Source organism: Clostridium sulfidigenes, assembly GCF_000732635.1.
Taxonomy (GTDB): Bacteria; Bacillota; Clostridia; order Clostridiales; family Clostridiaceae; genus Clostridium_J; species Clostridium_J sulfidigenes.
The window spans coordinates 12,845-37,725 of the sequence record NZ_JPMD01000050.1 but is presented as its reverse complement, the minus strand read 5'-3'; the positions used below and the strand labels follow the sequence as shown (position 1 = coordinate 37,725).

General features: G+C 30.0%; 23 protein-coding genes and 1 tRNA gene. 21 read left to right on the top strand and 3 right to left on the bottom strand.

Features of this window, described 5'->3' with window-relative positions; genetic code table 11:
* The first annotated feature begins 404 nt into the window (after positions 1 to 404).
* From IO99_RS16750 to thiI, 12 genes are all read left to right on the top strand, one after another.
* On the top strand, positions 405 to 875 hold the full coding sequence (locus tag IO99_RS16750) for a MarR family transcriptional regulator (protein ID WP_051824275.1): 471 nt from the start codon (positions 405 to 407) through the stop codon (positions 873 to 875).
* Position 876: 1 nt separating this feature from the next.
* On the top strand, positions 877 to 1,422 hold the full coding sequence (locus tag IO99_RS16745) for a cyclase family protein (protein ID WP_035135483.1): 546 nt from the start codon (positions 877 to 879) through the stop codon (positions 1,420 to 1,422).
* A 166-nt stretch (positions 1,423 to 1,588) separates the two neighbouring features.
* A complete protein-coding gene (locus IO99_RS16740) occupies positions 1,589 to 1,957 on the top strand; it encodes a GntR family transcriptional regulator (protein WP_035135482.1) in 369 nt (122 codons plus the stop codon).
* The gene (locus IO99_RS16735) at positions 1,957 to 2,658 is read left to right on the top strand and encodes an ABC transporter ATP-binding protein (RefSeq protein ID WP_035135480.1); all 702 of its coding nucleotides are present in this window, start codon (positions 1,957 to 1,959) and stop codon (positions 2,656 to 2,658) included. The genes IO99_RS16740 and IO99_RS16735 overlap by 1 nt, the downstream gene beginning before the upstream one ends.
* Entirely contained in the window at positions 2,652 to 3,422 is a 771-nt protein-coding gene (locus IO99_RS16730) for a hypothetical protein (RefSeq protein WP_035135478.1), read from the top strand. Before IO99_RS16735 ends, IO99_RS16730 begins: the two co-directional genes overlap by 7 nt.
* 395 nt (positions 3,423 to 3,817) lie before the next feature.
* Positions 3,818 to 4,837 carry a MerR family transcriptional regulator gene (locus IO99_RS16725; protein WP_242844146.1) on the top strand — a complete coding sequence of 340 codons (1,020 nt, stop codon included), beginning with the start codon at positions 3,818 to 3,820 and terminating at the stop codon, positions 4,835 to 4,837.
* A 581-nt stretch (positions 4,838 to 5,418) separates the two neighbouring features.
* Positions 5,419 to 6,528, top strand: coding sequence for a peptidase S41 (locus tag IO99_RS16720; protein WP_035135474.1), 1,110 nt, complete (start codon positions 5,419 to 5,421; stop codon positions 6,526 to 6,528).
* A gap of 151 nt (positions 6,529 to 6,679) precedes the next feature.
* Positions 6,680 to 7,873, top strand: coding sequence for a phosphoenolpyruvate hydrolase family protein (locus tag IO99_RS16715; protein ID WP_035135496.1), 1,194 nt, complete (start codon positions 6,680 to 6,682; stop codon positions 7,871 to 7,873).
* A gap of 157 nt (positions 7,874 to 8,030) precedes the next feature.
* Positions 8,031 to 9,239: a Tm-1-like ATP-binding domain-containing protein gene (locus IO99_RS16710; protein WP_035135472.1), complete on the top strand. Its 1,209-nt coding sequence runs from the start codon at positions 8,031 to 8,033 to the stop codon at positions 9,237 to 9,239.
* A 39-nt stretch (positions 9,240 to 9,278) separates the two neighbouring features.
* Entirely contained in the window at positions 9,279 to 10,109 is an 831-nt protein-coding gene (locus IO99_RS16705; RefSeq protein ID WP_035135469.1) for a phosphoenolpyruvate hydrolase family protein, read from the top strand.
* Positions 10,110 to 10,302: 193 nt separating this feature from the next.
* Positions 10,303 to 11,436: a cysteine desulfurase family protein gene (locus tag IO99_RS16700; protein ID WP_035135467.1), complete on the top strand. Its 1,134-nt coding sequence runs from the start codon at positions 10,303 to 10,305 to the stop codon at positions 11,434 to 11,436.
* A 1-nt stretch (position 11,437) separates the two neighbouring features.
* Complete coding sequence (gene thiI / locus IO99_RS16695; protein ID WP_035135465.1) at positions 11,438 to 12,586, top strand: tRNA uracil 4-sulfurtransferase ThiI; 1,149 nt, start codon at positions 11,438 to 11,440, stop codon at positions 12,584 to 12,586.
* 156 nt (positions 12,587 to 12,742) lie between these two features.
* Here thiI and IO99_RS16690 read toward each other — a convergent pair whose 3' ends face one another.
* Positions 12,743 to 14,803, bottom strand: coding sequence for a catalase (locus IO99_RS16690; protein ID WP_035135463.1), 2,061 nt, complete (start codon positions 14,801 to 14,803; stop codon positions 12,743 to 12,745).
* Positions 14,804 to 15,059: 256 nt separating this feature from the next.
* On the opposite strand from IO99_RS16690, the gene IO99_RS18545 reads away from it, so the two are divergent.
* From IO99_RS18545 to IO99_RS16675, 3 genes are read left to right on the top strand one after another with little or no spacing between them, the layout of a single operon-like run.
* Positions 15,060 to 15,635 carry a class I SAM-dependent methyltransferase gene (locus IO99_RS18545; RefSeq protein WP_051824269.1) on the top strand — a complete coding sequence of 192 codons (576 nt, stop codon included), beginning with the start codon at positions 15,060 to 15,062 and terminating at the stop codon, positions 15,633 to 15,635.
* Positions 15,632 to 16,495 (top strand): class I SAM-dependent methyltransferase, encoded by an 864-nt coding sequence (locus tag IO99_RS18540; protein WP_051824268.1) that lies wholly within the window; start codon positions 15,632 to 15,634, stop codon positions 16,493 to 16,495. Before IO99_RS18545 ends, IO99_RS18540 begins: the two co-directional genes overlap by 4 nt.
* 6 nt (positions 16,496 to 16,501) lie before the next feature.
* Positions 16,502 to 17,776: a radical SAM/SPASM domain-containing protein gene (locus IO99_RS16675; protein ID WP_051824267.1), complete on the top strand. Its 1,275-nt coding sequence runs from the start codon at positions 16,502 to 16,504 to the stop codon at positions 17,774 to 17,776.
* Between the two features lie 40 nt (positions 17,777 to 17,816).
* On the opposite strand, the gene IO99_RS16670 is transcribed toward IO99_RS16675, so the two are convergent.
* Both IO99_RS16670 and IO99_RS16665 read right to left on the bottom strand, forming a co-directional pair.
* Complete coding sequence (locus IO99_RS16670) at positions 17,817 to 18,452, bottom strand: chloramphenicol acetyltransferase (RefSeq protein ID WP_035135461.1); 636 nt, start codon at positions 18,450 to 18,452, stop codon at positions 17,817 to 17,819.
* A gap of 221 nt (positions 18,453 to 18,673) precedes the next feature.
* Positions 18,674 to 18,749: transfer RNA gene (locus IO99_RS16665), tRNA-Met, on the bottom strand.
* Positions 18,750 to 19,292: 543 nt separating this feature from the next.
* On the opposite strand from IO99_RS16665, the gene IO99_RS16660 reads away from it, so the two are divergent.
* The 6 genes from IO99_RS16660 (at position 19,293) to IO99_RS16635 (ending at position 24,855) form a co-directional block, all read left to right on the top strand.
* Complete coding sequence (locus IO99_RS16660; protein WP_035135459.1) at positions 19,293 to 19,964, top strand: response regulator transcription factor; 672 nt, start codon at positions 19,293 to 19,295, stop codon at positions 19,962 to 19,964.
* Positions 19,952 to 21,103, top strand: a complete 1,152-nt coding sequence (locus IO99_RS16655) for a sensor histidine kinase (RefSeq protein WP_035135456.1) — start codon at positions 19,952 to 19,954, stop codon at positions 21,101 to 21,103. Before IO99_RS16660 ends, IO99_RS16655 begins: the two co-directional genes overlap by 13 nt.
* A 96-nt stretch (positions 21,104 to 21,199) precedes the next feature.
* Positions 21,200 to 22,624, top strand: a complete 1,425-nt coding sequence (locus IO99_RS16650) for an ABC transporter permease (protein ID WP_035135454.1) — start codon at positions 21,200 to 21,202, stop codon at positions 22,622 to 22,624.
* A gap of 4 nt (positions 22,625 to 22,628) precedes the next feature.
* Positions 22,629 to 23,327 carry an ABC transporter ATP-binding protein gene (locus tag IO99_RS16645; protein WP_035135452.1) on the top strand — a complete coding sequence of 233 codons (699 nt, stop codon included), beginning with the start codon at positions 22,629 to 22,631 and terminating at the stop codon, positions 23,325 to 23,327.
* 51 nt (positions 23,328 to 23,378) lie between these two features.
* Positions 23,379 to 23,747: a hypothetical protein gene (locus IO99_RS16640; protein WP_242844145.1), complete on the top strand. Its 369-nt coding sequence runs from the start codon at positions 23,379 to 23,381 to the stop codon at positions 23,745 to 23,747.
* A gap of 268 nt (positions 23,748 to 24,015) precedes the next feature.
* Entirely contained in the window at positions 24,016 to 24,855 is an 840-nt protein-coding gene (locus IO99_RS16635) for a hypothetical protein (protein ID WP_035135447.1), read from the top strand.
* Positions 24,856 to 24,881: the final 26 nt, after the last annotated feature.

Genomic DNA, 24,881 nt, shown 5'->3' with positions numbered 1-24,881 from the left:
TCAGTATAAGTAATTGATTTTGATGAAATAGTCTGTACATATTTGTTTTGAGATAAGTTCTTAATTTGATATTCAGTGAAAAATTTGTTGCTCATATAATCACTCCTAAAGCTATATATTAATTTTATTATACATAAAAATACCCTATATAATAGACTTTTTTTAAAGTGTCTACTATATAGGGTACATTTTAAAATTAATAAGGAGTAGAGCTTTTAATTAGATGAGGTTTTACTAAAACATATAAAATGACCTAAAAGAAGCTATAAGAAGAATTATGCTTATGGCTTCTTTTATTAAATTATATTAATAATGGAATTATAATAGTAAATTAGTACTTATGCAAAATTGTTGACATGGAAACAAAAAGATGATAGTATTGTTTACAAGGAAACAATATGGAGGTGTTTAAAGTAGATAATATTAATATTATTATGAAAAGTTTTAAAGAAATATATGAAAAGGAAGAGATTTTAGGTAAGTTGGCTTTGGGTAGTGAATATGAAAATTATGGGGTTTCAGAAATACACTGTATAGATTTAGTAGGAAAAATAGAAAATCCTAATGTTACTAAAATATCCCAAAGTATGAATATGACAAGAGGTGCTATTAGTAAGATAACTAAAAAGCTTCTTAATAGTAATCTTATTGATAAATATAAAAATCCTAATAATGATAAGGAGATATATTTCAAATTAACGGAGTCAGGTGAAGAGTTATATAAATATCATGAAATAAAGCATAAGCAATGGGAAGCAAGAAATAGGATATTTTTCAAAAATATAGATAAGAAGGAAGAAAAAATTGTAACTAATTTCTTGATTAAATTTAATAGTTATTTAGACGAACTAATAGAAACAGAAGGAGAAATATAATATGAATTTACACTTAACAGATTTTAACATTCCGGTAGAAATATTAAAGTGGGGAGACTCACAGCCGACACACCAAAGGCAACATATAGGAACTCATATAGATTGCTACAATCTATCCAATATAGAATTACCATCACAAATAGATGTTAAGGTAATAGATGCTAGGAAAATAGATATTATAGACGTTAACATATTAGAAAACTTATCAATTAAAGCAGGTTCCTTTGTAATATTTAGAACGGGTTACTTAGAAACCTATGGATATGGAAGTGATGAGTATTTTAATTCTAAGCCTAGTCCATATTTAACTAATGAGCTTATAGATAGATTATTAGACTGTAATGTAAAATTAATAGGCATTGATCTAAGTGGAATACAACATGGAAAAGATCACGTAGCAATAGATAAATATGTTGAAAATAAAGGAGCCTATGTTATAGAAAATATATGTAATTTAAATAAGGTTACTACGGAATTCAAGGCAAATTTAAAATGGATTCAACTAGAAGGTGCTACAGCAATAAAAGTTGAGATTGAAACTATATAAATTTATATATTATAAAGTAAAGATTAAAATTCAGAGAAAGATTAAACTTCCTCTGGATTTTATTTTTGATATTTATGGAAATAGGTATTGACAGAAGCAATTGTAGGTTGTATTATTGTATTAAGAGGTTAGTACAACAACACAATAATACAAGAGAGGTGATTAGATGGCATGGGAATTTAAGGACCAAAGGCCTATATATATTCAATTAATTGAGCAGATTAAACTAAAGATAATTTCGGGAGAATACAAGCCAGGACAAAAGTTTCCAACGGTAAGAGAGCTTGCTGAAGAGGCATCAGTTAATCCTAATACTATACAAAAGGCTTTAGCAGAGTTAGAACGGTCAGGGTTTGTTTATAGTCAAAGGACTAGTGGAAGATTTATCACGGAGGATATAGATATGATAAAAGAGATTAAACTGGATATAGCTAAAGACCAAGCAGTAAATTTTCTTAAGAGTATGAAAAGTTTAGGACTTAGTAATGAGGATATCATGGAATTTCTAGGGAAAATGGCAAAGGAGATGAAGTAATGGGTGAACCAATTTTTCAGTGTAAGGAATTAGTTAAAAAATATGACAATAAGGAAGCACTTAAAGGTATTAATTTAACTTTAGAAAAAGGTAAAATAGTTGGACTTTTAGGTCCTAATGGTAGTGGTAAAACAACTTTAATAAAACTAGCTAATGGTTTGTTAAAGCCAACGTCGGGAGAAGTAAAGATAGCGGGACTTCCTCAGGGCATAGAAACTCAAAAAATAGTTTCTTACCTTCCTGAAAGAACCTATCTTAATGATTGGATGAAGGTATCTGATATTATAAATTTTTTCAAAGACTTCTATGAGGATTTTGATGAAAAGAGAGCCTATGATATGCTAAGTAAGTTAAATATTGAATCAAATGTCAAGCTTAAGACCTTATCAAAAGGAACAAAAGAAAAGGTTCAACTTATTTTAGTTATGAGTAGGCAAGCAGAGTTATACTTTTTAGATGAGCCTATTGCAGGGGTAGACCCAGCAGCTAGGGACTATATTTTAAACACTATAATAAGCAATTATAACGAGAATGCAACTGTAGTAATTTCAACTCATCTAATAGCAGATATAGAGAAAGTTCTCGATGATGTTGTTTTTATATCAAATGGAGAAATAATGCTACAAAAAAGTGTAGATGAAATAAGAGAAAGTAGCGGAAAGACAGTAGATGAACTATTTAGGGAGGTATTTAGATGCTAAGAAAATTAATGAAATATGAATTTAAGGCTACAGGCAGAATAATGCTTCCTCTTTATGGAGCATTGCTAGGATTTTCAATTATTAATAAGATATTTATTGGAACTAATATGGCTGAGGTAAATATGGATTTCTTAGGTGGAATTCCTGCTATTATAACAATGATAGGATATTTCGTAACTATGGTGGCAGTTTTTGTGGGAACACTTTTTATAACTGTACAAAGATTTTATAAAAACCTATTTGGTGATGAAGGATATTTAATGAATACTATCCCGGTAAAAAGTTATCAAAATATAGTTAATAAATTAGTAGTATCTATGGTATGGACTATAATAAGTGGTTTCATAGCTGCAACATCTATATTTGTAATGGCCTATGAGCCAGGGGTATTAAAAGAAATAATTAGAGGATTTAAAAATATTTACTCTGAAATTGGATTAAATGTTTTCGGTATAATAGAATTTATAATATTGGGAATTGTATCTTTAGCTCATCAAATTATGATGCTTTATGCATCACTTTCTATAGGCCAGTTGTTTAAATCAAAAAAATTATTAGGAGGATTTGCTGGATTTATGATATTAAGCATTGCTCAACAATCAATAATAGGAATAGGTATGACTATATTAGTTGCAAGTGATAGTTTTATTTATCTATATTCACACTATGCAATACTTTGTGGAATTATAGTTTGTTTAATTTTCTTCACAATTTTATTCTGTATAACTAACTACATCATGAAGAATAAGCTTAATCTAGAATAGTAAAAAATTTAAAGCTCCAGTTTTAGTAATAAACTTAAACTGGAGCTTGTTTTTATGTATATATAAATAATTCATTTACAGCCTCTATGCGTTCTTTTAGTATGGTTTCCTAATTATGGTCATTGGGTAGTTTATTATAATGGAAAATTTTACGATCCAGAATTCGGCCTTATGGATGAATGTGCTCCAAATGGAAGAATAGGAGCATATCTTTCAGTTTATTTAGATGAAAGGAATGAAAATGAATAAATTCTTAAAACTGATTAACTATGATATAGAACTATAATCTAATGAACGATAGTAGGAGTATGCGAAGTATCTAATAAATTATAACAATCAGTATTGACTCTAACCAAAGGTTAGGATTTAAAATAATATTGAAAGGGGGGGGGATCTTGAAGATTGGTGAGTTTGCTAAAAGATCAGGGGTAACTGTAAAAACATTGCTTCATTATGATAAGATTGGGCTGTTACAGCCATCTTTAAAAACCCAAGCTGGTTATAGAATTTATTGTGATGAAGATTTTATCAAGCTACAACAGATTATCACTCTTAAGTTTATTGGGTTGTCACTTGATGAAATAAAACAACTTATAAATGAAAAAAACCAAAATATAGAGAATATAATAAGGGTTCAAACAAGAGCATTAGAGGAAAAGAAGAAACATATTGAGACAGTTATTACTGCTCTAAATAAAGCCGAAAAGCAAATACAAAATAATAGTTTTTTGGAAGTTCAACAACTTATTGATATTATCAAGATAACGAATATGGAAACAAGAGCAAAACAGAGATTCAATGACGCAAGTAAACAATATGTTACGGACAGCTATCACTGGAGGTCTAAAACAGCAGAACTAATAAATGAATTGATTAAACCTAACATAAATGATATTATACTTGATTTAGGGTGTGGAACTGGAAAGCAAATTATTGAGCTATCACGAAAAATAAAATTAGCAATTGGTGTAGACATTAGTGATGGAATGCTTAAACAAGCTAAAGAAAATATAGAAAATGAAAGAGCACATAATATTGAACTATATATAGGAACATTTGAAGAGCCTGAATTGAGTGTAGATTTACGAAAAAAATGTATTACAAAAATTATTTCTAATTATGCATTACATCATCTAACTACAATATATAAGCAAAATGCAATAGAAAAAATGATTAATATAGGTGGAGAAAATTTGCAAAGTATTATTATTGGTGATTTAATGTTTTTTGAAAATCCTAATGATTATAAGGAGGAATTTTCCTTAGTAGGATATGGACCAGAAGTAGATTTTCCATCCAGCGTGGAAGAGTTAAAAAATTGCTTTTTAAATTTTGATTTTACTGTTGAAGTACACAGATTGCATCCACTTGTAGGAGTTGTGGTTGCTAATAGAAATAAAGTGGATAATCTGTAATAATAAATAAGTTCTTATAATACACAACAGCTATAAATCAAATAATTTCTTTAACTACTGTACATGCAGAAATAAATATTCAGTATTCTTATTAGAAGTAGTTTAAGACTATATTTAAAATCTAAATTTTAAGCAAATTAATAAAAATCCAACGGCTTAGCCGGTGGATTTTTTACGCTATTCAATATTATTTTAAAATATTTCGTTAAAATTCTAATGAAGACATCTATTTTTAAAATTAATTTTACATCTAAAAAAATTATACTTTTATCTAGTTCAAATATATGCATAGGTATATATTAAACTATTTATATAGGGAGCTATTTAACTATAGAAATATTAAACTATTTAACTATTTGTTGTAGCCATGCGGGTTTCAGGGGTTTTCCTATTTTGAAAGTTAGATTAAGTATACCTAAATAAAAAGATGTGACAATGGAATAAAAATGTGATTCAATATAGGAATCATATTTTAAAATATAATTGTTTAAGCATTAGATTTTATGTTAAAGTCTTAGTAACATGATTAATTTAGAAATTATTTACTAAGGGGACATAAATAAAGAGGTGAGCGTGATATTATGAAAAGTCAATGGGAAGAAAAATGGGTAGAAGATATTGAGTTTTTGAGGGAAAATCTCATAGAAAAGCATAAAAATTTATTTTTTAATATAAGTAGGGAAGAGTTTGATAGTAGGATAGATAAATTAAAGTCAATGATAGGTGACTTTGATTATGAAGAGATGAAGGTAGAAATTTCAAGGGTGGTTGCCTCGATTGGAGATGCCCATACATCAGTTGCATTTCCTGCTAATAAGTATTTGCCTATTAAGTTTTATTGGTTTGAGGATGGGATTTATATTATAAGAACTAGTGAGGCTTATAAGAACTTATTATTTAAGAAAGTTATAGCAATTGAGGATGTTAGCATGGATAAAATTCTTCAGGAACTTTCAGAAATCATATCTTTTGAAAATGAATATTTTTTTAAGGCTCAGAGTATGAAGTATATGCAGGTTGCAGAAGTTTTATATGGATTATTGATATCAGATTCTGTGGATAATATAAAAATAACAACAGAACACAATACAGTTAAAGTTAAAACAGTTAATATTAGTGAACTGAGATATTCAGACAATCAATTGCCTCTATATGCAAGAAGATCTAATGAGAATTTGTGGTATGAATATTTAGAAGATATAGAGGAACTTTACATAAAGTATAATTATTGTAGGGAAGATGGAAATATAAAAATTAGTACAAAAATAGTGGAGATTATAGACTTTATAGAGAAAAATTCTACTTATAAAATTACTATAGATTTAAGAAATAATCTGGGTGGAGATTCCAGATTATTAGAACCTTTATTATGCTATGTAAAGAATAATCCTAGAATTAACAATAAGGAGAATCTGAAAGTAATAATAGGAAGAGAGACTTTTTCATCAGGATTACTTAATGCTTATGAATTCAAGTTTGAGACAAACTGTGTTATTTGGGGTGAACCTTCAGGAGGAAAACCTAATTGTTATGGGGAGATATTAAGATTTGTTTTACCAAATAGTAAATTTAGTGTTAGCTACTCAACTCGATACTATAAATTGATAGATGATGATAGTATCATGTCTCTGTATCCAGATAAGACTTTACATGAAAAAATTGAAGATTATATAAACTTGGGAGAGATATAAATGAATAAACAAGATATACTATTAAAAAAATGAAGAGGGTGTATTTAGTTATCGTATTGAAGTAATGTTAATGAAAAAAGCCTTAACCATTGAAATTGATAAGGGCTGTTTCTTTATAAAGAGTTTGATGAAAAATAAGAGGTTCGAAAGTATGAAAAGAAAAAAGTTATTAGAGAATATCAATATACAAATAAAGAATGGAAATCATATTATTGGTGTAGCAACAGGTACAGGAATGACGGCAAAATATGCTGAAAAGGGTGGAGCTGATTTTATTTTAGTGCTAAATTCGGGTAGATTTCGGCAAATGGGGAGAAGTTCATTGGCAGGTTATTTACCATTTTGTAATAGCAATGATATGGTAATGGACTTTGCTTCAAAAGAGATAATACCATTGGTAAAAGATATGCCTATTATATTTGGACTCAATGCAACGGACCCTCTAAAGAATATGGAAAGTTACATAGATAAAATAAAGGATATGGGATTTTCAGGTATTAATAACTATCCTACAGTTGGACTTATAGACAGCCAGTTCGGTGAAGCTCTTGAAGAAGAAGGATGTAATTATTTAATTGAAGTAGAAGCAATAAGAATAGCCCATGAAAAAGACATGTTTACAGTTGCCTTTGTATTTAATGAAATACAAGCAGAGCAGATGATTATTGCAGGAGCTGATGTCATTTGCGTACATTTAGGTCTAACAGGAGGAGGATTGTTAGGAGCAAAAAAAGTATTCTCACTGGAAGCTGCAAAGGTTAAAGCAGAGAAGATATTTAATAGATGTAATGAGTTAAAACCAGAGGTAATTAAATTAATATATGGTGGACCTGTAAAAACACCAATTGATGTTCAGTACATGTATAGTAATATCGAAGACTTAATGGGATATATAGGTGGATCAACATTTGAAAGAATTCCATCGGAAAAGTCTATTACAAACATAACAAAAGCTTTTAAAGTTTCAACTCAGTTAGATGAAGATGATTTAATGATTAAAATGTTAGATGGGATTACAAAGCACTATAATTATGTTGAATTTGTAAAGGAATACGTTGCCAAAAATTATATGAATGATGTTTCATTTCTAGACTTAGCCAAAGTAGCTCATGTATCAAGGGGTTACTTAAGCAGTTTATTTAAAAAAGAAGTTGGTTGTAGTTTTCCAGAGTATCTAGTTAAATTTCGTGTAAATAAAGCAGCAGAAATTATAAATAAAGAGAATATCCAATTGTCAGACTTAGCACCATTAGTTGGTTATAAAGATTATGTGCAGTTTAGCAAAATGTTTAAAAAGTATAAGGGTTGTTCGCCAAAACAATATAAATTTAGAAATATGACATAAACACAAAAATATAGTACATAGCAACGTTTACATAAAAAGACGAAAAACGTATGATTATCTTATAAATATCATACGTTTTATAAGACGATTATCTTAGTCATTTATCTAACATTGTACAGACTGGATAAAATAAAATTTATGTAGGGAGATTAAAGAAATGAAGACAATCGCTATTGCAGGAACATTTGACACTAAAGGCACTGAATATTTATACGTAAAAGAACTAATTGAAGGTTTGGGTTTATGTACTTTTACCATTCATACCGGTGTATTTGAGCCAGCTTTTGAACCAGATGTATCAAACAATGAAGTTGCAAAGGCAGCAGGCTCAGACATAGAAACTCTAGTTTCCAAAAAAGATAGGGCATTAGCAACAGAAGTATTATCAAAAGGCATGGAGAAGTTATTACCTGAATTATATAAACAGGGTAAGTTTGATGGTATTATATCCTTTGGTGGAACTGGAGGAACTTCATTGGTAACTCCAGCTATGAGGGCACTACCTATAGGTGTTCCAAAGGTAATGGTTTCAACGGTTGCTTCAGGCAATACTGAACCTTATGTAGGTACCAGCGATATTATTATGATGCCTTCTGTGGTGGATGTTGCAGGTCTTAACTCGATTTCAACAAAGATCTTTACAAATGCAGTATTTGCAATTGCAGGTATGCTTAAGTTTGAAAATACAAAAGTCGTAGAGAAAAAGCCATTAGTTGCTGCAACTATGTTCGGCGTAACAACTCCATGTATAACAGTTGCAAGGGAATACCTTGAAAAGAGAGGTTATGAAGTTCTTGTATTTCATGCAACAGGTGTAGGTGGACGTTCAATGGAAGCACTTATCCATGGAGGCTTTATTGAAGGCGTATTAGACCTTACTACCACAGAATGGGCAGATGAAGTTATCGGTGGTGTTTTAAATGCAGGACCTCATCGTTTAGAGGCAGCAGGCAAAAATCGAATACCACAGGTTGTATCAGTAGGTGCCATTGATATGTGTAATTTTGGACCATATGAAACAGTTCCGGAGAAGTTTATAACACGTAACTTATATAAACATAATCCTTCAGTAACGCTTATGAGAACAAACAAAGAGGAAAATGAAGCGATTGGTATGAGACTGGTTGAAAAATTAAATCTAGCTAAAGGAAAAACAGCTTTATTCATACCTCTAAAAGGAGTATCTGCTATTGATGTAGAAGGTCAGCCTTTTTACGGTCCAGAAGAAGATGAAGTATTATTTAATATATTAAAAAATGGTGTAAACAGAAATGTTGTAGAAGTAGTAGAAATGAATTGTGCCATTAACGAAGTAGAGTTTGCAGAAGCTGCAGCACAAAAATTAATAGATATGATGAAAAAATAGTAAATTAATAAATTTAAATAATAGAAGGAGGCTTTATTGATGAATACAATGACAAGAAACGAAATTATGACAAAGTTCAAAGAACAGGTTAAAAATGGGCAAACATTATTAGGTGTAGGAGCTGGTACGGGTATTACGGCTAAATTCAGTGAAGCTGGTGGAGCAGATATGCTTATAGTTTACAATTCAGGAAGATACAGAATGGCAGGAAGAGGTTCTCTTGCAGGATTACTATCCTATGGAGATGCTAATCAGATTGTAGTTGAAATGGGAGCAGAAGTACTTCCTGTTGTAAAAAATACTCCAGTTCTTGCTGGTGTTTGTGGAACTGACCCATTCAGAGTAATGGAGATTTTTCTTAAGCAATTAAAATCACAAGGTTTTGCAGGGGTTCAAAACTTCCCTACAGTAGGATTAATTGATGGTGTATTTAGACAGAACCTAGAAGAGACTGGAATGGGTTATGATTTAGAAGTTGAAATGATAAGAAAAGCACATGAACTGGATATGCTTACAACTCCTTATGTATTTGACCCTGACCAAGCAAGAGCAATGGCAGAAGCTGGTGCTGATATATTAGTTGCACACATGGGATTAACTACAAAAGGTACAATAGGAGCACAAACAGCACTTACACTTGATGACTGTGTAGAGAGAATTGAAGCTATTATTAAAGCGGGAAGAGAAGTTAACCCTGACATTATGGTAATTTGTCATGGCGGACCTATTGCGGAGCCAGAAGATGCTGCATATGTAATAGAAAAAACAGAAGGAATTGACGGTTTCTTTGGTGCTTCAAGCATTGAAAGGTTTGCAGCGGAAAAAGGAATAAAATCACAAACAGAAGCGTTTAAAGCAATAAGTAAATAACAAATACTTCATTATTATGATAGCCATCAGTTTACTAAACTGATGGCTATTATTATTAAGAAAATTATGGTGGTCTTTTCTCTAACTATTTAATGTGCAAGAATCAATGCTCTATCACACTTTTTTCAAAAGTTTGTTGCGGTGGAGGAATTATTTGATATAATAAGTAGAATAATAGATTAGGAGTGGTTTTATGCAAGTGTATTTTGATAACAGTGCCACCACTGAACCTTATGATGAGGTAATAGATGCTGTGGTACATACAATGAAAAATAATTTTGGAAATCCTTCATCCGCTCATGGTTTAGGCCTTAAGGCAGAAATAGCTCTTAATGAATCAAGAGACAAACTAGCTAAGACTATTAATTGCACCAAGGATGAAATAATATTTACTTCTGGTGGAAGTGAAAGCAATAATTTTTTAGTAAAAGGTTTTACTGGGGTAGGTGCGCACATAATAACTAGTGAAATTGAACATCCTAGCGTACTTAATACCTTTAGGGAATTGCAGGCAGCAGGGACTAAGGTTACTTATTTAAAGGTTGATAATAAGGGGCGTATATCTCTAGAAGATCTAAAAAATAGCATAAATAGTGACACTAGATTAGTAAGTATAATGCATGTTAATAATGAGCTGGGAGTTGTACAGGATATAGAAGCTATAGGAATTTTAATAAAGGAAAAAAGTCCTAGAGTTAAGTTCCATGTAGATGCAGTTCAAAGCTATGGAAAGTTTAAAATAGATGTAAAAAAAGCTCAAATAGATTTGTTATCCGTTAGTGGCCATAAAATTCATGGTCCTAGTGGAGTTGGTTTTTCTTACATAAAAAAAGGATTTAATCCTAAGGCTTTAATAAGCGGTGGTGGACAGGAGAGAAACTTTAGATCTGGCACAGAAAATTTACCAGGTATTATAGGCTTTGTAAAGGCTTCAGATATTATATATAATAATGTTCAACTTAATTATTCAAAGGTAAGTGAGCTTAAAGAATATTTTATAGAAAGACTTAGAGATATAAAAGATATAGTGATAAACAGTCCTTGTGAGGAGTGTTTCAGTCCTTATATTTTAAGTGTTTCCTTTATAGGTGTAAGAGGCGAAGTACTACTACATCTTTTAGAGGAAAAGGGAATATATGTATCCACTGGTTCTGCCTGTTCCGCAAAGAAACAAGGAGATAGCCATGTGCTTAAAGCTATAGGCCTTAATACCCAGGAAACAAAGGGAACCATAAGGTTTAGCTTTAATGAGTTTAATACAAAAGAAGAAGTAGATTACACTATAGAAGTACTAGAAAAAAGTTTGAAATTTTTAAGGAGAAAATAATATGAGAAAACTATTACTTATTAAATATGCATCGGAAATTTTTTTAAAGGGATTAAATAGAAGAATCTTTGAAAAAAAACTCATGAAGAATATAGATTCAGTACTTAAGGGATGTAGCTATGAATTTATAAGCGATCAAGGAAGGTGGTTCCTCTATAGTGAAGATTTGGAGGAGGTAATGTCAAAAGTAAAAAAGGTTTTTGGCATTTATGAAGTTTGTTTAGTTACAGAAGTAGAACCTACCATGGAAGCTATCAGTGCTCAAGCGGTTGTGGAAGCTGAGGATTTTGGAGAAACTACCTTCAAGGTTGAAAGTAATCGAGCAAATAAAGCCTTCCCTCTAAATTCTATGGAGATGAGTCGTGAAATTGGTGCTGTAGTATTAAACGCTGTAGAAGGATTAAGGGTAGATGTTCATAAACCACAAAGAATAATAAATGTGGAAGTAAGAAAAAGGGCATATGTATATTCTAAAAGGGTAAAAGCTGTTGGAGGAATGCCTTACGGCACAAATGGTAGTACTATGCTTATGCTTTCTGGTGGTATAGATTCTCCTGTTGCTGGATATTTGATGGCAAGACGTGGGGTAGAATTAAACGCTATTTATTTCCACAGCCATCCTTACACTAGTGAAAGAGCTAAAGAAAAGGTAAAGGACTTGGCAAGATTACTAAAGGGCTACACTGGGAAAATCAATCTTTACGTGGCACCTTTCACTGATATTCAAATGGATATAATAGAAAAATGCCCTGAGAATGAACTTACTATAATAATGAGAAAATTTATGATGAGAGTTGCCTGTGCTGTAGCAGAAAAATATAATATAAACTCTGTAACCACCGGGGAAAGCATAGGCCAGGTAGCAAGTCAAACTATGGAGGGACTAATGGTCAGCAATGACGTGGCAGATAGGCCAGTGTTTAGACCTCTTATCGCTATGGATAAAATAGATATCATGGATATATCTAGAGATATTGGAACCTATGAAACATCTATACTTCCTTATGAAGACTGCTGTACAATATTTGTACCAAAGCATCCAAAAATAAAACCTAGAGTGGACTTAATAAGAAAATCTGAAAGTATACTGGATATAGATAGACTTGTTCAAGAATGTATAGATAATATGGAGATATACAACGATCTTTAATAATTGATGCCTAAATAAATAAAAGGATGCAGTAATTCTAAACTGCATCCTTTTTTTAGATGAAAATTTGGCTAAACATAGTCAAATGTTGTTATATAATTAGAAATATCAAAACACATATGGAGTGCTGTTGCTGCAAGTTTAAAAAAATATCTATTATATAGTAATATTTCTATCCCAATGTCTATGAGCTGAAATATCAGTTATGAATTTATTTGTAAACTTATCCTTAGAATCCCCAACTGTAACTCCAGGTTGATCTTTCATCTCTGGCTTTAATAGCATAGTCATTGACTGTGAAACTAAAATTGGCTTGAAATGCTTATAGGTTTCTTCGATAAACATCTTAGCGCGCATTTTGAAGTCAGGGTCAACATTGCCTGAGCCAAGAACGCAGATAGCATCAAACAATACGGGGTCTGCAGATAGCAAGGAATGTTTAGGCAGCTGACTTGTGCCATCAGAACCCTTTATTGGGCTTAAGTTACAACCTATTATTTCTGGCATAGTTTTTGCAACGTTTAAAGCTTTTATCATTGTGTTAAATTCATCTAAATTATATCCTTCTGATAGTATTATTCCAACTTTTAATGTATCTGATTTTTTAATAGTATTTTCTTGACTCAGTGCTGGTGATACTTTGTTATATTTTGATGCTTCACCTTTTGGAAGGTTAGCTCCGAGATATTGTGCTACTTGAGTCATCATGTCAATATTTACATTACCAAACATATCAATTATTTGTTGCCTAATATCTTTATTGTTTACCTTAGAAAGTTCAAATTTAAATGCATCAATGATATGCTTTTTCTCCACATTACTCATGCTGTTATAAAACATTGCTGCTTGAGAAAAATGATCTTCAAAACTTTTACTTCGTGAGCGAACTATGTTTCCTTCTACTTTTTCTTGGTAATTAGCAAAACCACCTTGGTCTTCACCTAGGGTTTTAGGGGTGTTGTTAGATAATGAATTATTATGGTAGCTCACATTAGTAGTATTTATTGTCTGCCTTGAATGTCCATCTCTTTGATTATTATGGACGGTGACTACAGATCTGTTTATAGGAATCTCATGGAAGTTAGGTCCACCTAGCCTTGTAAGTTGAGTATCTGTATATGAGAATAACCTACCTTGTAGTAGTGGATCATTTGTAAAATCAATTCCTGGAACTAAATGACCCGGGTGAAAGGCCACTTGTTCAACTTCTGCAAAGAAATTATCTACATTTTTATTTAAGGTTATTTTTCCTATAATCTTTACTGGAATATCCTCTTCTGGCCAAATTTTTGTAGGATCCAGTATGTCAAAATCTAAACTGAATTCTTTATCTTCTGGCAATAATTGTACACCTACTTCATATTCTGGATAATTGCCTGTATTGATGGCTTCTTGCAAGTCCTTTCTATTGAAATCTGGATCCTTTCCAGCTATTTTTTGAGTTTCATCCCATACTAAAGAATGGACCCCAAGGACAGGTTTAAAATGCACTTTAAAGAAAGTAGATTTACCACTTTCATTAATAAATCTAAAGGTATGTATGCCAAAGCCTTCCATCATACGGTAACTTTTCGGAATTGCTCTATCAGACATAGCCCACATAACAGTATGAGCAGATTCCTGATTATTTGCAACAAAATCCCAAAAGGTATCATGAGCACTAGAGGCTTGAGGAACTTCCGTATCTGGCTCAGGTTTCACTGCATGAACAAAATCGGGAAATTTAATTGCATCTTGAATAAAGAAAACAGGAATATTATTTGCAACTATATCATAATTACCTTCTTGAGTATAAAACTTTACTGCGAAACCTCTTATATCTCTAACTGTATCTGCAGAGCCTCTAAATCCAGCTACTGTAGAGAATCTTACGAATATAGGAGTTTTTATAGAAGGATCTTGTAAAAATCCTGCTTTAGTATATTCCTTCATTGATTCATATAATTGAAATTCTCCGTGTGCTCCAGTACCTCGTGCATGGACAACTCTTTCTGGAATCCTCTCATGGTCAAAATGAGTAATTTTTTCTCTGAAATGAAAATCTTCCATTAAAGTTGGACCTCTATCCCCAGCCTTTAATGAAAACTCATCTTGCGACATTGTAAGACCTTGATTTGTAGTAAGATTTTTTCCTTGGTTATCCACTTTAAATTCATCTAGTTGTTTCTCTTTTGCATTTTTTATCTGGTTATTTTCATTGTTGTTTTGATTTCCCATGGTATTCTCCTTTCAAAGTATCAACTTTAAAGTTAAAAATGTTGTTTACTATAATATTGTCAACTAAAAAGTATTTATACTACTAAGTGATAACTAAGTTTTATTATATTGAATTTGTGCATTATGATATGTTTTTTAAACAGAGTTTCAATAAAAGGTTTTGATTACCTTATAAGTTAAATGTTGTGTAATAGCTGGTGTAAGAATGTTATAATATATTTAGAAAATATTTTTCATGCTGAAGGGCAGGGTGTCTATGGGAAATACTAAGGATTTTGATAAGGTTTATAAATATTATGATAAGTTTATGGCTACTTTTAACTTATATAAGATTAAAGATATAGAAGATGCAGCCAGTATTAATGAGGATGAAGTGGTTGTAGATATAGGGGGGGGCACTGGCTTTTTGGCTAATCATATTTGTAATAGCTGTAACGCTGTATATGTCCTTGATGAAAGTGAGAAGATGCTTTCAAGAGTAGAGGAAAGAGGTAATGTTAAAGTTATAAAAGGTAATGCTTTAAGTACGCCATTTCACAGCGGTTCTATAGATACAGTTATAATGAGTGATGTTTTTCATCATATCAAAGAACAAGAGGAGCTCATTGCTGAAATAAGTAGGATACTAAAGGATAGTGGAAAAATAGTTATTATGGATTTCCATAAAAATCATATAAGAACCAAGTTGTTAAGATTATTTGAATTTATTCTCTTTGGAAGATTGTTTTTTAGAACTAAAGATGAAATTAAGGTTTTGCTTGAAGAACATTTTCATATAAGTAAAGTTTATGATAAGGGCTATTATTTTATATTTGTAGGTGAGAAAATATGATAAATAAAATGGTATTTTACTTAAAGGTTGGCTATAAACTCTTTAAAAAAGAAGTTGTAAGCAAAGAAGATTATAGAGCAGAGTATGATAAAGTTTCTGATACCTATAATCATTGGCTCAAAGAAATGGGAACACATTCTGATAATATTATTCATTCAAAGTATATAAATCCAAATAAGGAATTGAAGATACTAGATTTTGCTTGTGGAACAGGATATATAACTAAGGGCCTTTTAGATAAATCTGAAAATTATAAAATCACAGCTGTAGACCAATCAGGTAAAATGCTTGAGAAGTTAAACGCTGTTAATAAGGATAAGGTTACTATTATTAATAGTGATGGTATTGAATTTTTGAAAAAGTCTAATGAAAAATTTGATGTGATATTTTTTGGTTGGGCACTTTCTTATTTCAATCATCATGAATTATTTAAGCTCTTTAATAATGCTTTAAAACCACAGGGTATATTAGCTATAATTACAAATGTTCATGGAACTTTAGATAAGATAGAGGAAATATTTCTAGAAGTCATGAGAGAGAAGGAAAAGGAAGTAATTAAACCTATGGATATAAGATTAAATTTACCAAAGGGGAAGAAAGGTTTAGTTAAATGGTGCAGGCAGTACGATTTTAAGGTTTTAGAAGTAGATGAAGGTGAAGTGTTTTTTAGATTTAAGGAGCCAGAGGAACTTATGGAGTGGTTAAATATAACTGGTGCCTTGGCAGGCACTAAGAAGATATTTAATAATTATAATGAAGTTGAACCTCTTATAGTGGAAAAAATAAAGAAAGAGAAATATAAAAATGAAGCTTATGAAATAAATCATAAATTTGCCTATGGAGTATTTAGAAAGGAATAGAAATGTATGAGCATAAATAATTTAAAAATCATGTCCCAAATGGCTATTGATAAAAATGTTATAGGGAGTATATTTGACATTTACAATATTTTAAGGGAAGATAAGCAGTTTAATATATTAAAGTATATAAAAATGATGAGAAGTTTTATAAAGGGTGAAAAGCTAGTGAAGCATGAGGACAAGTATATACTGAGTACATTTTTACCACCCTTTCCATCTAAGTCCTTTATACAAAATGTACTAGCAGTTCATGAGCCTAAAAACATATTTACAAAGCAAATTTATGCAGATAGAACTGCACCTATTTCTATGTATTTATGTATAACACATAAATGTCCTAATAATTGTGTTTATTGTAGTGCAAAAAGTAGACAATTAGGAGAAGAGTTATCAAAGGAACAATGGATTAAGGTTATACAGGAGCTTCAAGAAATGTGCACTCCGATTATTGGAATTACTGGAGGAGAGCCCATGGCACGTGAAGATATATTTGATATAGTAAGAAGTATAGATAATAGAAGTACATCTATTCTATTTACCAGTGGTTTTAATCTAAGCTATGAAAAAGCAAAAAAATTAAAGGATAGTGGGCTATTTGGCATTGGAATAAGTTTAGATTCTTATGAAAAAGATGTACACAATAAAAATAGAAATAATGAAAATGCCTTTGATTATGCTATTGAAGCTCTTAGAAATGCAAATAAAGCAGGTTTATATGTAATGGCACAAACTGTTATATTGAAAGAAAATCTTGATGAGGAAGAGTTATTTAAGTTATTTAAATTTGCTAAGGATAATGGGGCCCATGAAGTTAAGATACTTGAACCTATCCTAAGTGGCAATCTTTTAACACAAAAACAATTAAGTAGTGTAATGTATAGTGAAAGCGATAGAGAAAAGCTTATAAAGTTGCAACATAAGGCAAATAAAAGAAGTGATTTACCTAAGATAAGTACCTTTGCTTATACAGAAAGTGAATTAAAATTTGGTTGTGGAGCAGGAAATCAACATTCCTATATAAGTGCTTCGGGAGAATTATATCCCTGTGATTTTGTACCTATGAACTTTGGAAATGTAAAAAAAGAATCTGTAAAAAAACTATGGATTGAAATGAAAAATCATATAGGCAAGCCTAAAATTGGATGCTTTGCTCAAAAAGTAAATAGGGAAGTATTTAAGCAATCAGAAGGGATACTTCCACTTAGTAAGGAAAAGGCAATAAATATCTGTAATAAGAATAAAAGTAATAGATATCCTAAATATTATAGGGATTTGCAATAAGGAAATTAAAGGGGCTTTTGAAAAGCTCCTTTAACATGTTTTATAAATATTTTGAAGGATTATCTAAAATCTCTTGAATTACACTAAAATATTGTCCTACATGTAAGCCATCAACTAAGGCGTGGTGTACCTGAACAGACAGTGGTAACTTAACTTTATTATTTTCTTCAAAGTATTTACCCCAGGCTATTCTTGGAATACTGTCAACAGGATTCATCTGAATTGGGTGGGCTACACCAGTAAATGAAACCCAAGGAATACTGGTCATATATAAGAGATCATCACAATCAGATTCATCTTCAATAATGATATTATTTTTTATTTTATCTATTTCTTCAGATGCACTAATTTTAAAATCATTGAACTCATTTATGAATTTTGCTCTACAAAAACTAAATACTTCATCTTGTCCCATTACAGTAAAAGCAGGATTTATAGATTCATGCTCAACTACCTTATCTTCTCTTATCCTATATCTAAATTCTTTTATTTCATTTGCTGCTTTTGTAGCTACATATACAAAGGATATGAAAAATGGGATTTCATTTTCTTTAATATAACTATAAAATTTTGTAATATCTACATTACTGCAAATATTAAAATGTGGGTAATCAAAGCCCTTAAAAAAATTATAGTGGTCTTTTCTTTTCCAGTTTTCTATATCTATAAATTTCATTAATATATCACTCTCCATAAAAATAGTAAATTTCCACAATTCCAATAATATAAATGTAGAATTAATGGATACTTATAAATCTCATAGTCAACTTTTAAACTAAATTACAATGCATAACATTACAATTATATCATTTATACCACTAAGTTTAAATTGAGAAGTTAGACTTAAATATAATTCATAAATAAAAAAGATTCTATAATAAATATAGAATCTTTTTATGGTTGCGGGAGCAGGACTTGAACCTACGACCTTCGGGTTATGAGCCCGACGAGCTGCCAACTGCTCCATCCCGCGATATTAAGTTCTTAAGAGATTTCCTTAAGCTTCTTACTCAGTATAGTATTATTAGTGAGATAAGTCAATGATATTAGCAAAAGAAATATTATATTTTTACGTGTATAATTTAATGAAGATATTTCATTAAGATTTATACATCTAAATAGCCATATTTAAAGGTGAGAAGTGCATGTTAGATTAATTAATAAAATTTTCGTAGAGAAATTTAATTGAGCGGATTTTCGAATAGAAAGCATTGCTATAATTATCATAGTAAAGTTTTTAAAAATTCTTCCATAAAATATGTGCTTATATTAAGGAAGATAACTATCTAATGTCTTAATTATTGATTTGTTGTTAATACTATTCATAGAACCAAACATATCCTTTCAGATTATTTGTATTGCTATGATTAATTTGTATAGGGGTAAGTCGTTTGGTTCATTGTATTTTTTGATAACTAAAATTTAATTATTTGTAAAGTAGTATTAGTTAACATTAAATAAACATTAAATATGATAAAGTAAAATGATTGAAAAGTTTTAATAAGGAGGAAAGCAAATGAGAGTGTTAGTGATAGAAGATAATATAGAATTATCTACTTCCATGAAAAAATACTTAGAAAAGATGAATTTTAAAGTAGATGTTTCAAATACAGGAGAAGATGGTGAAGAAAAAGCAAGTGTAAATGAATATGATGTTATTCTTTTAGACTTAAATCTTCCTGGTATGGATGGAATAGAAGTATTAAGGTGTTTACGCAAAGCTTCAATACACACTCCAGTAATTATCATAACAGCAAGAGACAAAGTAGCTGAATTGGCTTTAGGCTTAGATACTGGAGCTGATGACTATATAACGAAACCCTTTCAATTATTAGAGATAAGAGCACGAATACATGCTGTAATAAGAAGATTTCATGGTCGTACAAATCCAATTATAAATATAGGAAAATTACAACTTAATCCTATTACCCGCACTGTCAATATAGATAATAAAGAAGTAATATTGGCGGCTAAGGAATTTGATATTCTAGAATACATTTGTTACAAACATCCTGCAGTAGTATCTAGTGAGGAAATTGCAGAGCATATATACGATGAGGATTTTGATCCGTTTTCATCTGTATTACGAGTACATATTGCCAGGCTTAAGAAAAAATTAAGCAATGTGTATGGAGGAGATGTTTTAGTTAATATTAGAGGAAAGGGATATGTTTTATGCGTAGAGTAAATTTAAAAAGTGGGTTAGTTATAGTTATATATTCTTTAATTTTAACTTTAGTTTTGATTTTTGGAATTTACGGTGTCAGGAGTTCATTTAGTAATTTAGCAGAAAGCACATCTATGAAAGATATTAAATATTTTGCTGTAAGTTCTAATTTAGAGGAAAATAGAGCAATTCTTAATTATATGAACTATGGAGAGAATTCATTAGAAAATATATATGGAAATGTAGAAACTATTAATAGTATAATTTTAAGATCCAACAGATTAACTGATGCTAGCGAAATTGGAAGAGTATATTTAAGTATTGGATTTGAAAATATAGCAGTGACTATTTTAATGTTTTTTTCTATTTTTATAATAGCATCCATTTTGTTGTGGATAATCTTAAATAAGATTCATGATAAAGAGATTGAAAATATAGTTAATAAGCTTAATGATATAGACGATGACTTCGATCCAGCTTTGATAAGTAGATCTTTTGGCATTGCATATGAAAATATAAAGGATAAATTTAATCAAACTTTGGATGAATATAAGAGATTAAATTCCTATTTATCACATGAACAAAAAAATGCTATAGCAATTTTAAGGACTAACTTAGAAATAGATAATAATCAAGAATATCTTAAATTTATAGATAATATTTCAGACAGCATAGATGATGTTTTAACTTTAAGTGATGTAAAAATTGATAAAGGTTTGACCGAAGTAGATGTTTCATTAATTTGTGCTTCTATTTGTGATGGTTATAGGAAGACATACAGAAATATTGAATTTGATTTTGATGATGAAAGTAATACTATAATTTTAGCCAAAGAAAGATGGATATATCGTGCTATAAGTAATCTAGTTGATAATGCAGTAAAATATGGAGAAGGTAAACCCATTAAAGTATCAGTTGAAAATAAAAAAAATACAGTTGTTATTACAGTTGAAGACCAGGGTATTGGTATGGATAAGAATTCTATTGGAAAAATATTCAATAATAAATATAGAATTAATGAATTAAATAAGGATGGTTATGGAATAGGATTAAGCTTAGTATCCCATGTATGTGATCTCTGTGATGGTTTTGTAATTGTAGATAGTGAAATAAATAAAGGATCTTGTTTTTATTTAGCCTTTTCTGAATATAAAATATAATTTTTATTAAATCCTTAGTGGTAGAGTTAACATTGAGTAAACAATCAATTTGTTATACTGTGGATACAATCAAAATTAGAAAAGGAGAGTTTAAGGATGTATATATTAAAAAATGCATGTAAAAATTTAACAAGAAACAAAGGACGAAACATTTTACTTGGTGTTATAATGATTGCAATACTTTCATGTGCAGCTATATCAGTTATAATAAATACAGCTTCTAATGAGATAATAAATGGTTATAAAGACAAGTTTGGATCAGAAGTATTTATTCAATCAAATCAAGAAAAAATGCAAGAAAAAATGAATAATGGTGATATGGGAAGCTTTGATGAGGGCCCCTCTAATGAGCTTAAAGAAAAGCTTGCTAAATCTGAACATCTTAAAGAAACAATATTTAGTTCTAGTTTTATCGGGTATAGCGATAAGATTAAAGCATTAGATCAAGATGAAGTTGAAAAAAGAAACAAAGAATATGGTAATTCAGGTGGTATGAATGTAAATGTAATAGGAGGAAATAAAAAATCAGAAAATGCTAAAGATGGTTATTTAAACATTTTAGGTGGACTTAATAAAGCCGGTAGAGAAGAATTTAATAATGGTACAAGAAAAATCACAGATGGTAAAATGCCAGAAAAAGATGGCGAAGCTATGATAAGTGAAGATTTTGCAAAATTAAATAATTTAAAGGTTGGAGATAGTTTTAAATCTCAAAATCCAGATGATCCAGACAATTTTGAGTCATTACAATTAACTGTTTCAGGAATATATTATGATGGGTCAAAATCAGATAGTATGGGATTTAAACATCCTATAATCAATAGAAAAAATGAAATTATTACAACCTATGATACTTTAAGAAAATACAATGAAAAAGTAAAAAAAGATAAAGATTTAATTAACTTAGATGCTCAATACTATTTAAAAAATCCAGATTTATTAGATGCCTTTAATGAGGAGGCACATAAAAAAGGGTTAAGTGATACACTTGAAATATCTACAGATGCTACTAGTTATAATAATATTGTTAAACCTATAGAAGGTTTAAAAAAGGTTTCTAATATCTTTATGTTTTTAGTTTTAGGTTTTGGTGGTAGTATATTAATCTTAATTTCAATTTTAGGTATTCGTGAAAGAAAATATGAAATTGGAGTACTTAGAGCTATGGGTATGAAGAAAGGAAAAGTAGCTTTAGGTTTAATATTCGAAACATTATTTATGATAGGAATTTCATTAACGGTAGGTTTAGGTATAGGTAGTTTATCAGCTCAGCCTATTTCTAATATACTTCTGCAAGGTCAATTAGATGCTCAAAAAGAGGCTTCTTCAGGAATGATGTCAGTAGCTATGGGTGCAACAAGTTCAGCGCCACCAATAGAAAAATTAGATGTATTTTTAAGTGGTGAAGCTGTTTTAGGAATTACATTAATAGCTCTGTTACTAGGAGCGGTGTCTATAGGTATAGGAATTTTATATATAATGAGATTTGAACCAAGAAAAATATTATCAGAAAGGAATTAATAATATGAGTTTATTAAGTTTAAAAGATGTAAATTATAGATATGAAAATGGGAAAAAAGATGTTTTTAGTAATATAAATATTAACTTCGAAAAAGGAAAAGTTTATGGAATAGTAGGGAAATCAGGAGCAGGAAAAAGTACATTACTTTCTCTAATATCAGGTCTTGATACATGTACTAAGGGAGAAGTTTTATACAAAGACACAAACTTAAAATCAATAGATAAGGATCTATATAGAGCAAATGATATTGGAGTTATATTTCAAGGATATAATTTACTATTGAATGCCACAGCCAAAGAAAATATACTATTATCCATGAATATAAGTAGTGTAAAGGAGAAAAATAAAAATAATTATGTATATAATTTATTAAAAGATGTTGGAATTGATTTAGATACAGCTAATAGAAAAATTTTAAATTTATCTGGTGGTGAACAGCAACGTATAGGAATAGCTAGAGCTATTGCACATAACCCAGATATAATAATTGCAGATGAACCAACAGGTAATTTAGATAATGAAACAGAAGAAAAAATAATGGATATTTTATTATCATTAGCCCATAATCATAATAAATGTGTTATTATCGTCACTCATTCTAAAAAAGTATGTACATATCTTGATGAGATATGGGGATTGCAATCTGGAAAATTGTTATTTATTAAAAGTCACACTAATAATAAATCTAAGAATCATGGCTAAATTAAGGGATAAATTAAAATAAATTTAAATTATTAAATAAAGGAGGTTAATATGATGGCATCAGAATTTAAGAACACCCCAAAAGTTACATTTATACTAAATATATGTTCAATAATTATGGGTGTGTTTGCAATATTTAATATTTATACATCATATAAGCATATATCGAATTTAATCTTACAAGGATTTGAGCCAAGCAAGCAATTAGCAGAAGTGATTAATTATTATTTGATTTCAGTAACACCCTATGTATTTTACGGAATATGTTTATTTTTACTAGGGTTTATTATAAAACAAATTAGTTATATAGGTAATTGTAATGAAGTATGTGGTAATACTGAAAAATCTGTAGTTGAACAAGAAAATGATGATATAGTAGATGATATTTTAGCAGATATAAACTCAAAATATAATAATTAAATATATGTTATTAAAAAAATTATGATTTTGAATGTAGTGTTCAGATATTTGATATATAACATAAAGGGAGATACCATCTTTAAGGGGGTATCTCCTTTAAGTTTATCTAAAGTTACAATGGCATTAGAGTTTTATCTTTTATAATCACTAATTTATTAATTTGGATTACATAAACTGTAAGTTTATATTAGTTATGTTTAACTATACTATGTAATATATATAAGTATAAGATTATTTGTTACAATATTTAAAAGAGGAGATGTATAATATGAATATTCCTGTTTGGGAATATGTAATTTCCATGGGAACTTATTTTATTTTACTTTTATTCATGATTGAATATATGAGGAAACATCACAAATTTGCAGCTATCTTCTGGGTTGTATCTTTATTTACTTTTCCACTTTGGCTTATGGGAGGCATAAATGGTTGGTTTCGTTGGGCAAAAACATTCAGTGCTATATTGCCACTTATAATAGGTGGATTTTTCCGTGTAGCTGATCAAGAACAATATAAAGGACAGTTCTGGGACTTTATGAGAAAGGATTGGATAGTTTGGTTCATTTATGCGGTACTATTCTTAAATATTGCCGAAGCTACCATAAAAGATGTTACTTTAAAAAACTATGGCAATGCGCTTTGTGGATTATTATTATGTTTTACTATTCCATTCCCCAATGGACGAAAATTCTTTAAATTAAGTGCTGAAGATAATAGTATGTTTATAGCTTATACAACTATAGCTTGGAATTTATTATATACAACTTGGAATTTATGCTTTGTATATGGTGAAACTGGTAAATACTTTGCTAGCTCTATATGCATATTATTGGCAGCAGAAATATATCCAATTATTAAAAGAAAACCTGAACTTTATATAGCAGCTCGTATATATACCTTATCTGCTCACGTATTAATTAGAGCTTGTTTACCTAACTTATTCCCAGCTGTAATGGATGCATCATCATGGTTTAATGCAGATATATTATTTGGATGGGGAATATTTAACGGTATAATAATAATTCCTTATGCTTTCTGGTATATATGGCAACTACATTCAGGTAAGGCTGAAGTAAGCTTCATTAGAAGTAATACTTCAGCAATGTAGATAGTAAGTCTATATTTATTTTCAGA

Excerpts from the sequence above, each read along its gene's own strand:
- IO99_RS16730 (WP_035135478.1), top strand. The coding sequence starts at position 2,652 with ATGCTAAGAAAATTAATGAAATATGAATTTAAGGCTACAGGCAGAATA.
- IO99_RS16645 (WP_035135452.1), top strand. The coding sequence starts at position 22,629 with ATGAGTTTATTAAGTTTAAAAGATGTAAATTATAGATATGAAAATGGG.
- IO99_RS16745 (WP_035135483.1), top strand. The coding sequence starts at position 877 with ATGAATTTACACTTAACAGATTTTAACATTCCGGTAGAAATATTAAAG.
- thiI (WP_035135465.1), top strand. The coding sequence starts at position 11,438 with ATGAGAAAACTATTACTTATTAAATATGCATCGGAAATTTTTTTAAAG.
- IO99_RS16660 (WP_035135459.1), top strand. The coding sequence starts at position 19,293 with ATGAGAGTGTTAGTGATAGAAGATAATATAGAATTATCTACTTCCATG.
- IO99_RS16655 (WP_035135456.1), top strand. The coding sequence starts at position 19,952 with ATGCGTAGAGTAAATTTAAAAAGTGGGTTAGTTATAGTTATATATTCT.
- IO99_RS16720 (WP_035135474.1), top strand. The coding sequence starts at position 5,419 with ATGAAAAGTCAATGGGAAGAAAAATGGGTAGAAGATATTGAGTTTTTG.
- IO99_RS16740 (WP_035135482.1), top strand. The coding sequence starts at position 1,589 with ATGGCATGGGAATTTAAGGACCAAAGGCCTATATATATTCAATTAATT.
- IO99_RS16690 (WP_035135463.1), bottom strand. The coding sequence starts at position 14,803 with ATGGGAAATCAAAACAACAATGAAAATAACCAGATAAAAAATGCAAAA.
- IO99_RS16635 (WP_035135447.1), top strand. The coding sequence starts at position 24,016 with ATGAATATTCCTGTTTGGGAATATGTAATTTCCATGGGAACTTATTTT.
- IO99_RS16735 (WP_035135480.1), top strand. The coding sequence starts at position 1,957 with ATGGGTGAACCAATTTTTCAGTGTAAGGAATTAGTTAAAAAATATGAC.
- IO99_RS18540 (WP_051824268.1), top strand. The coding sequence starts at position 15,632 with ATGATAAATAAAATGGTATTTTACTTAAAGGTTGGCTATAAACTCTTT.
- IO99_RS16675 (WP_051824267.1), top strand. The coding sequence starts at position 16,502 with ATGAGCATAAATAATTTAAAAATCATGTCCCAAATGGCTATTGATAAA.
- IO99_RS16640 (WP_242844145.1), top strand. The coding sequence starts at position 23,379 with ATGATGGCATCAGAATTTAAGAACACCCCAAAAGTTACATTTATACTA.
- IO99_RS16715 (WP_035135496.1), top strand. The coding sequence starts at position 6,680 with ATGAAAAGAAAAAAGTTATTAGAGAATATCAATATACAAATAAAGAAT.
- IO99_RS16705 (WP_035135469.1), top strand. The coding sequence starts at position 9,279 with ATGAATACAATGACAAGAAACGAAATTATGACAAAGTTCAAAGAACAG.
- IO99_RS16700 (WP_035135467.1), top strand. The coding sequence starts at position 10,303 with ATGCAAGTGTATTTTGATAACAGTGCCACCACTGAACCTTATGATGAG.
- IO99_RS18545 (WP_051824269.1), top strand. The coding sequence starts at position 15,060 with ATGGGAAATACTAAGGATTTTGATAAGGTTTATAAATATTATGATAAG.
- IO99_RS16710 (WP_035135472.1), top strand. The coding sequence starts at position 8,031 with ATGAAGACAATCGCTATTGCAGGAACATTTGACACTAAAGGCACTGAA.
- IO99_RS16670 (WP_035135461.1), bottom strand. The coding sequence starts at position 18,452 with ATGAAATTTATAGATATAGAAAACTGGAAAAGAAAAGACCACTATAAT.
- IO99_RS16650 (WP_035135454.1), top strand. The coding sequence starts at position 21,200 with ATGTATATATTAAAAAATGCATGTAAAAATTTAACAAGAAACAAAGGA.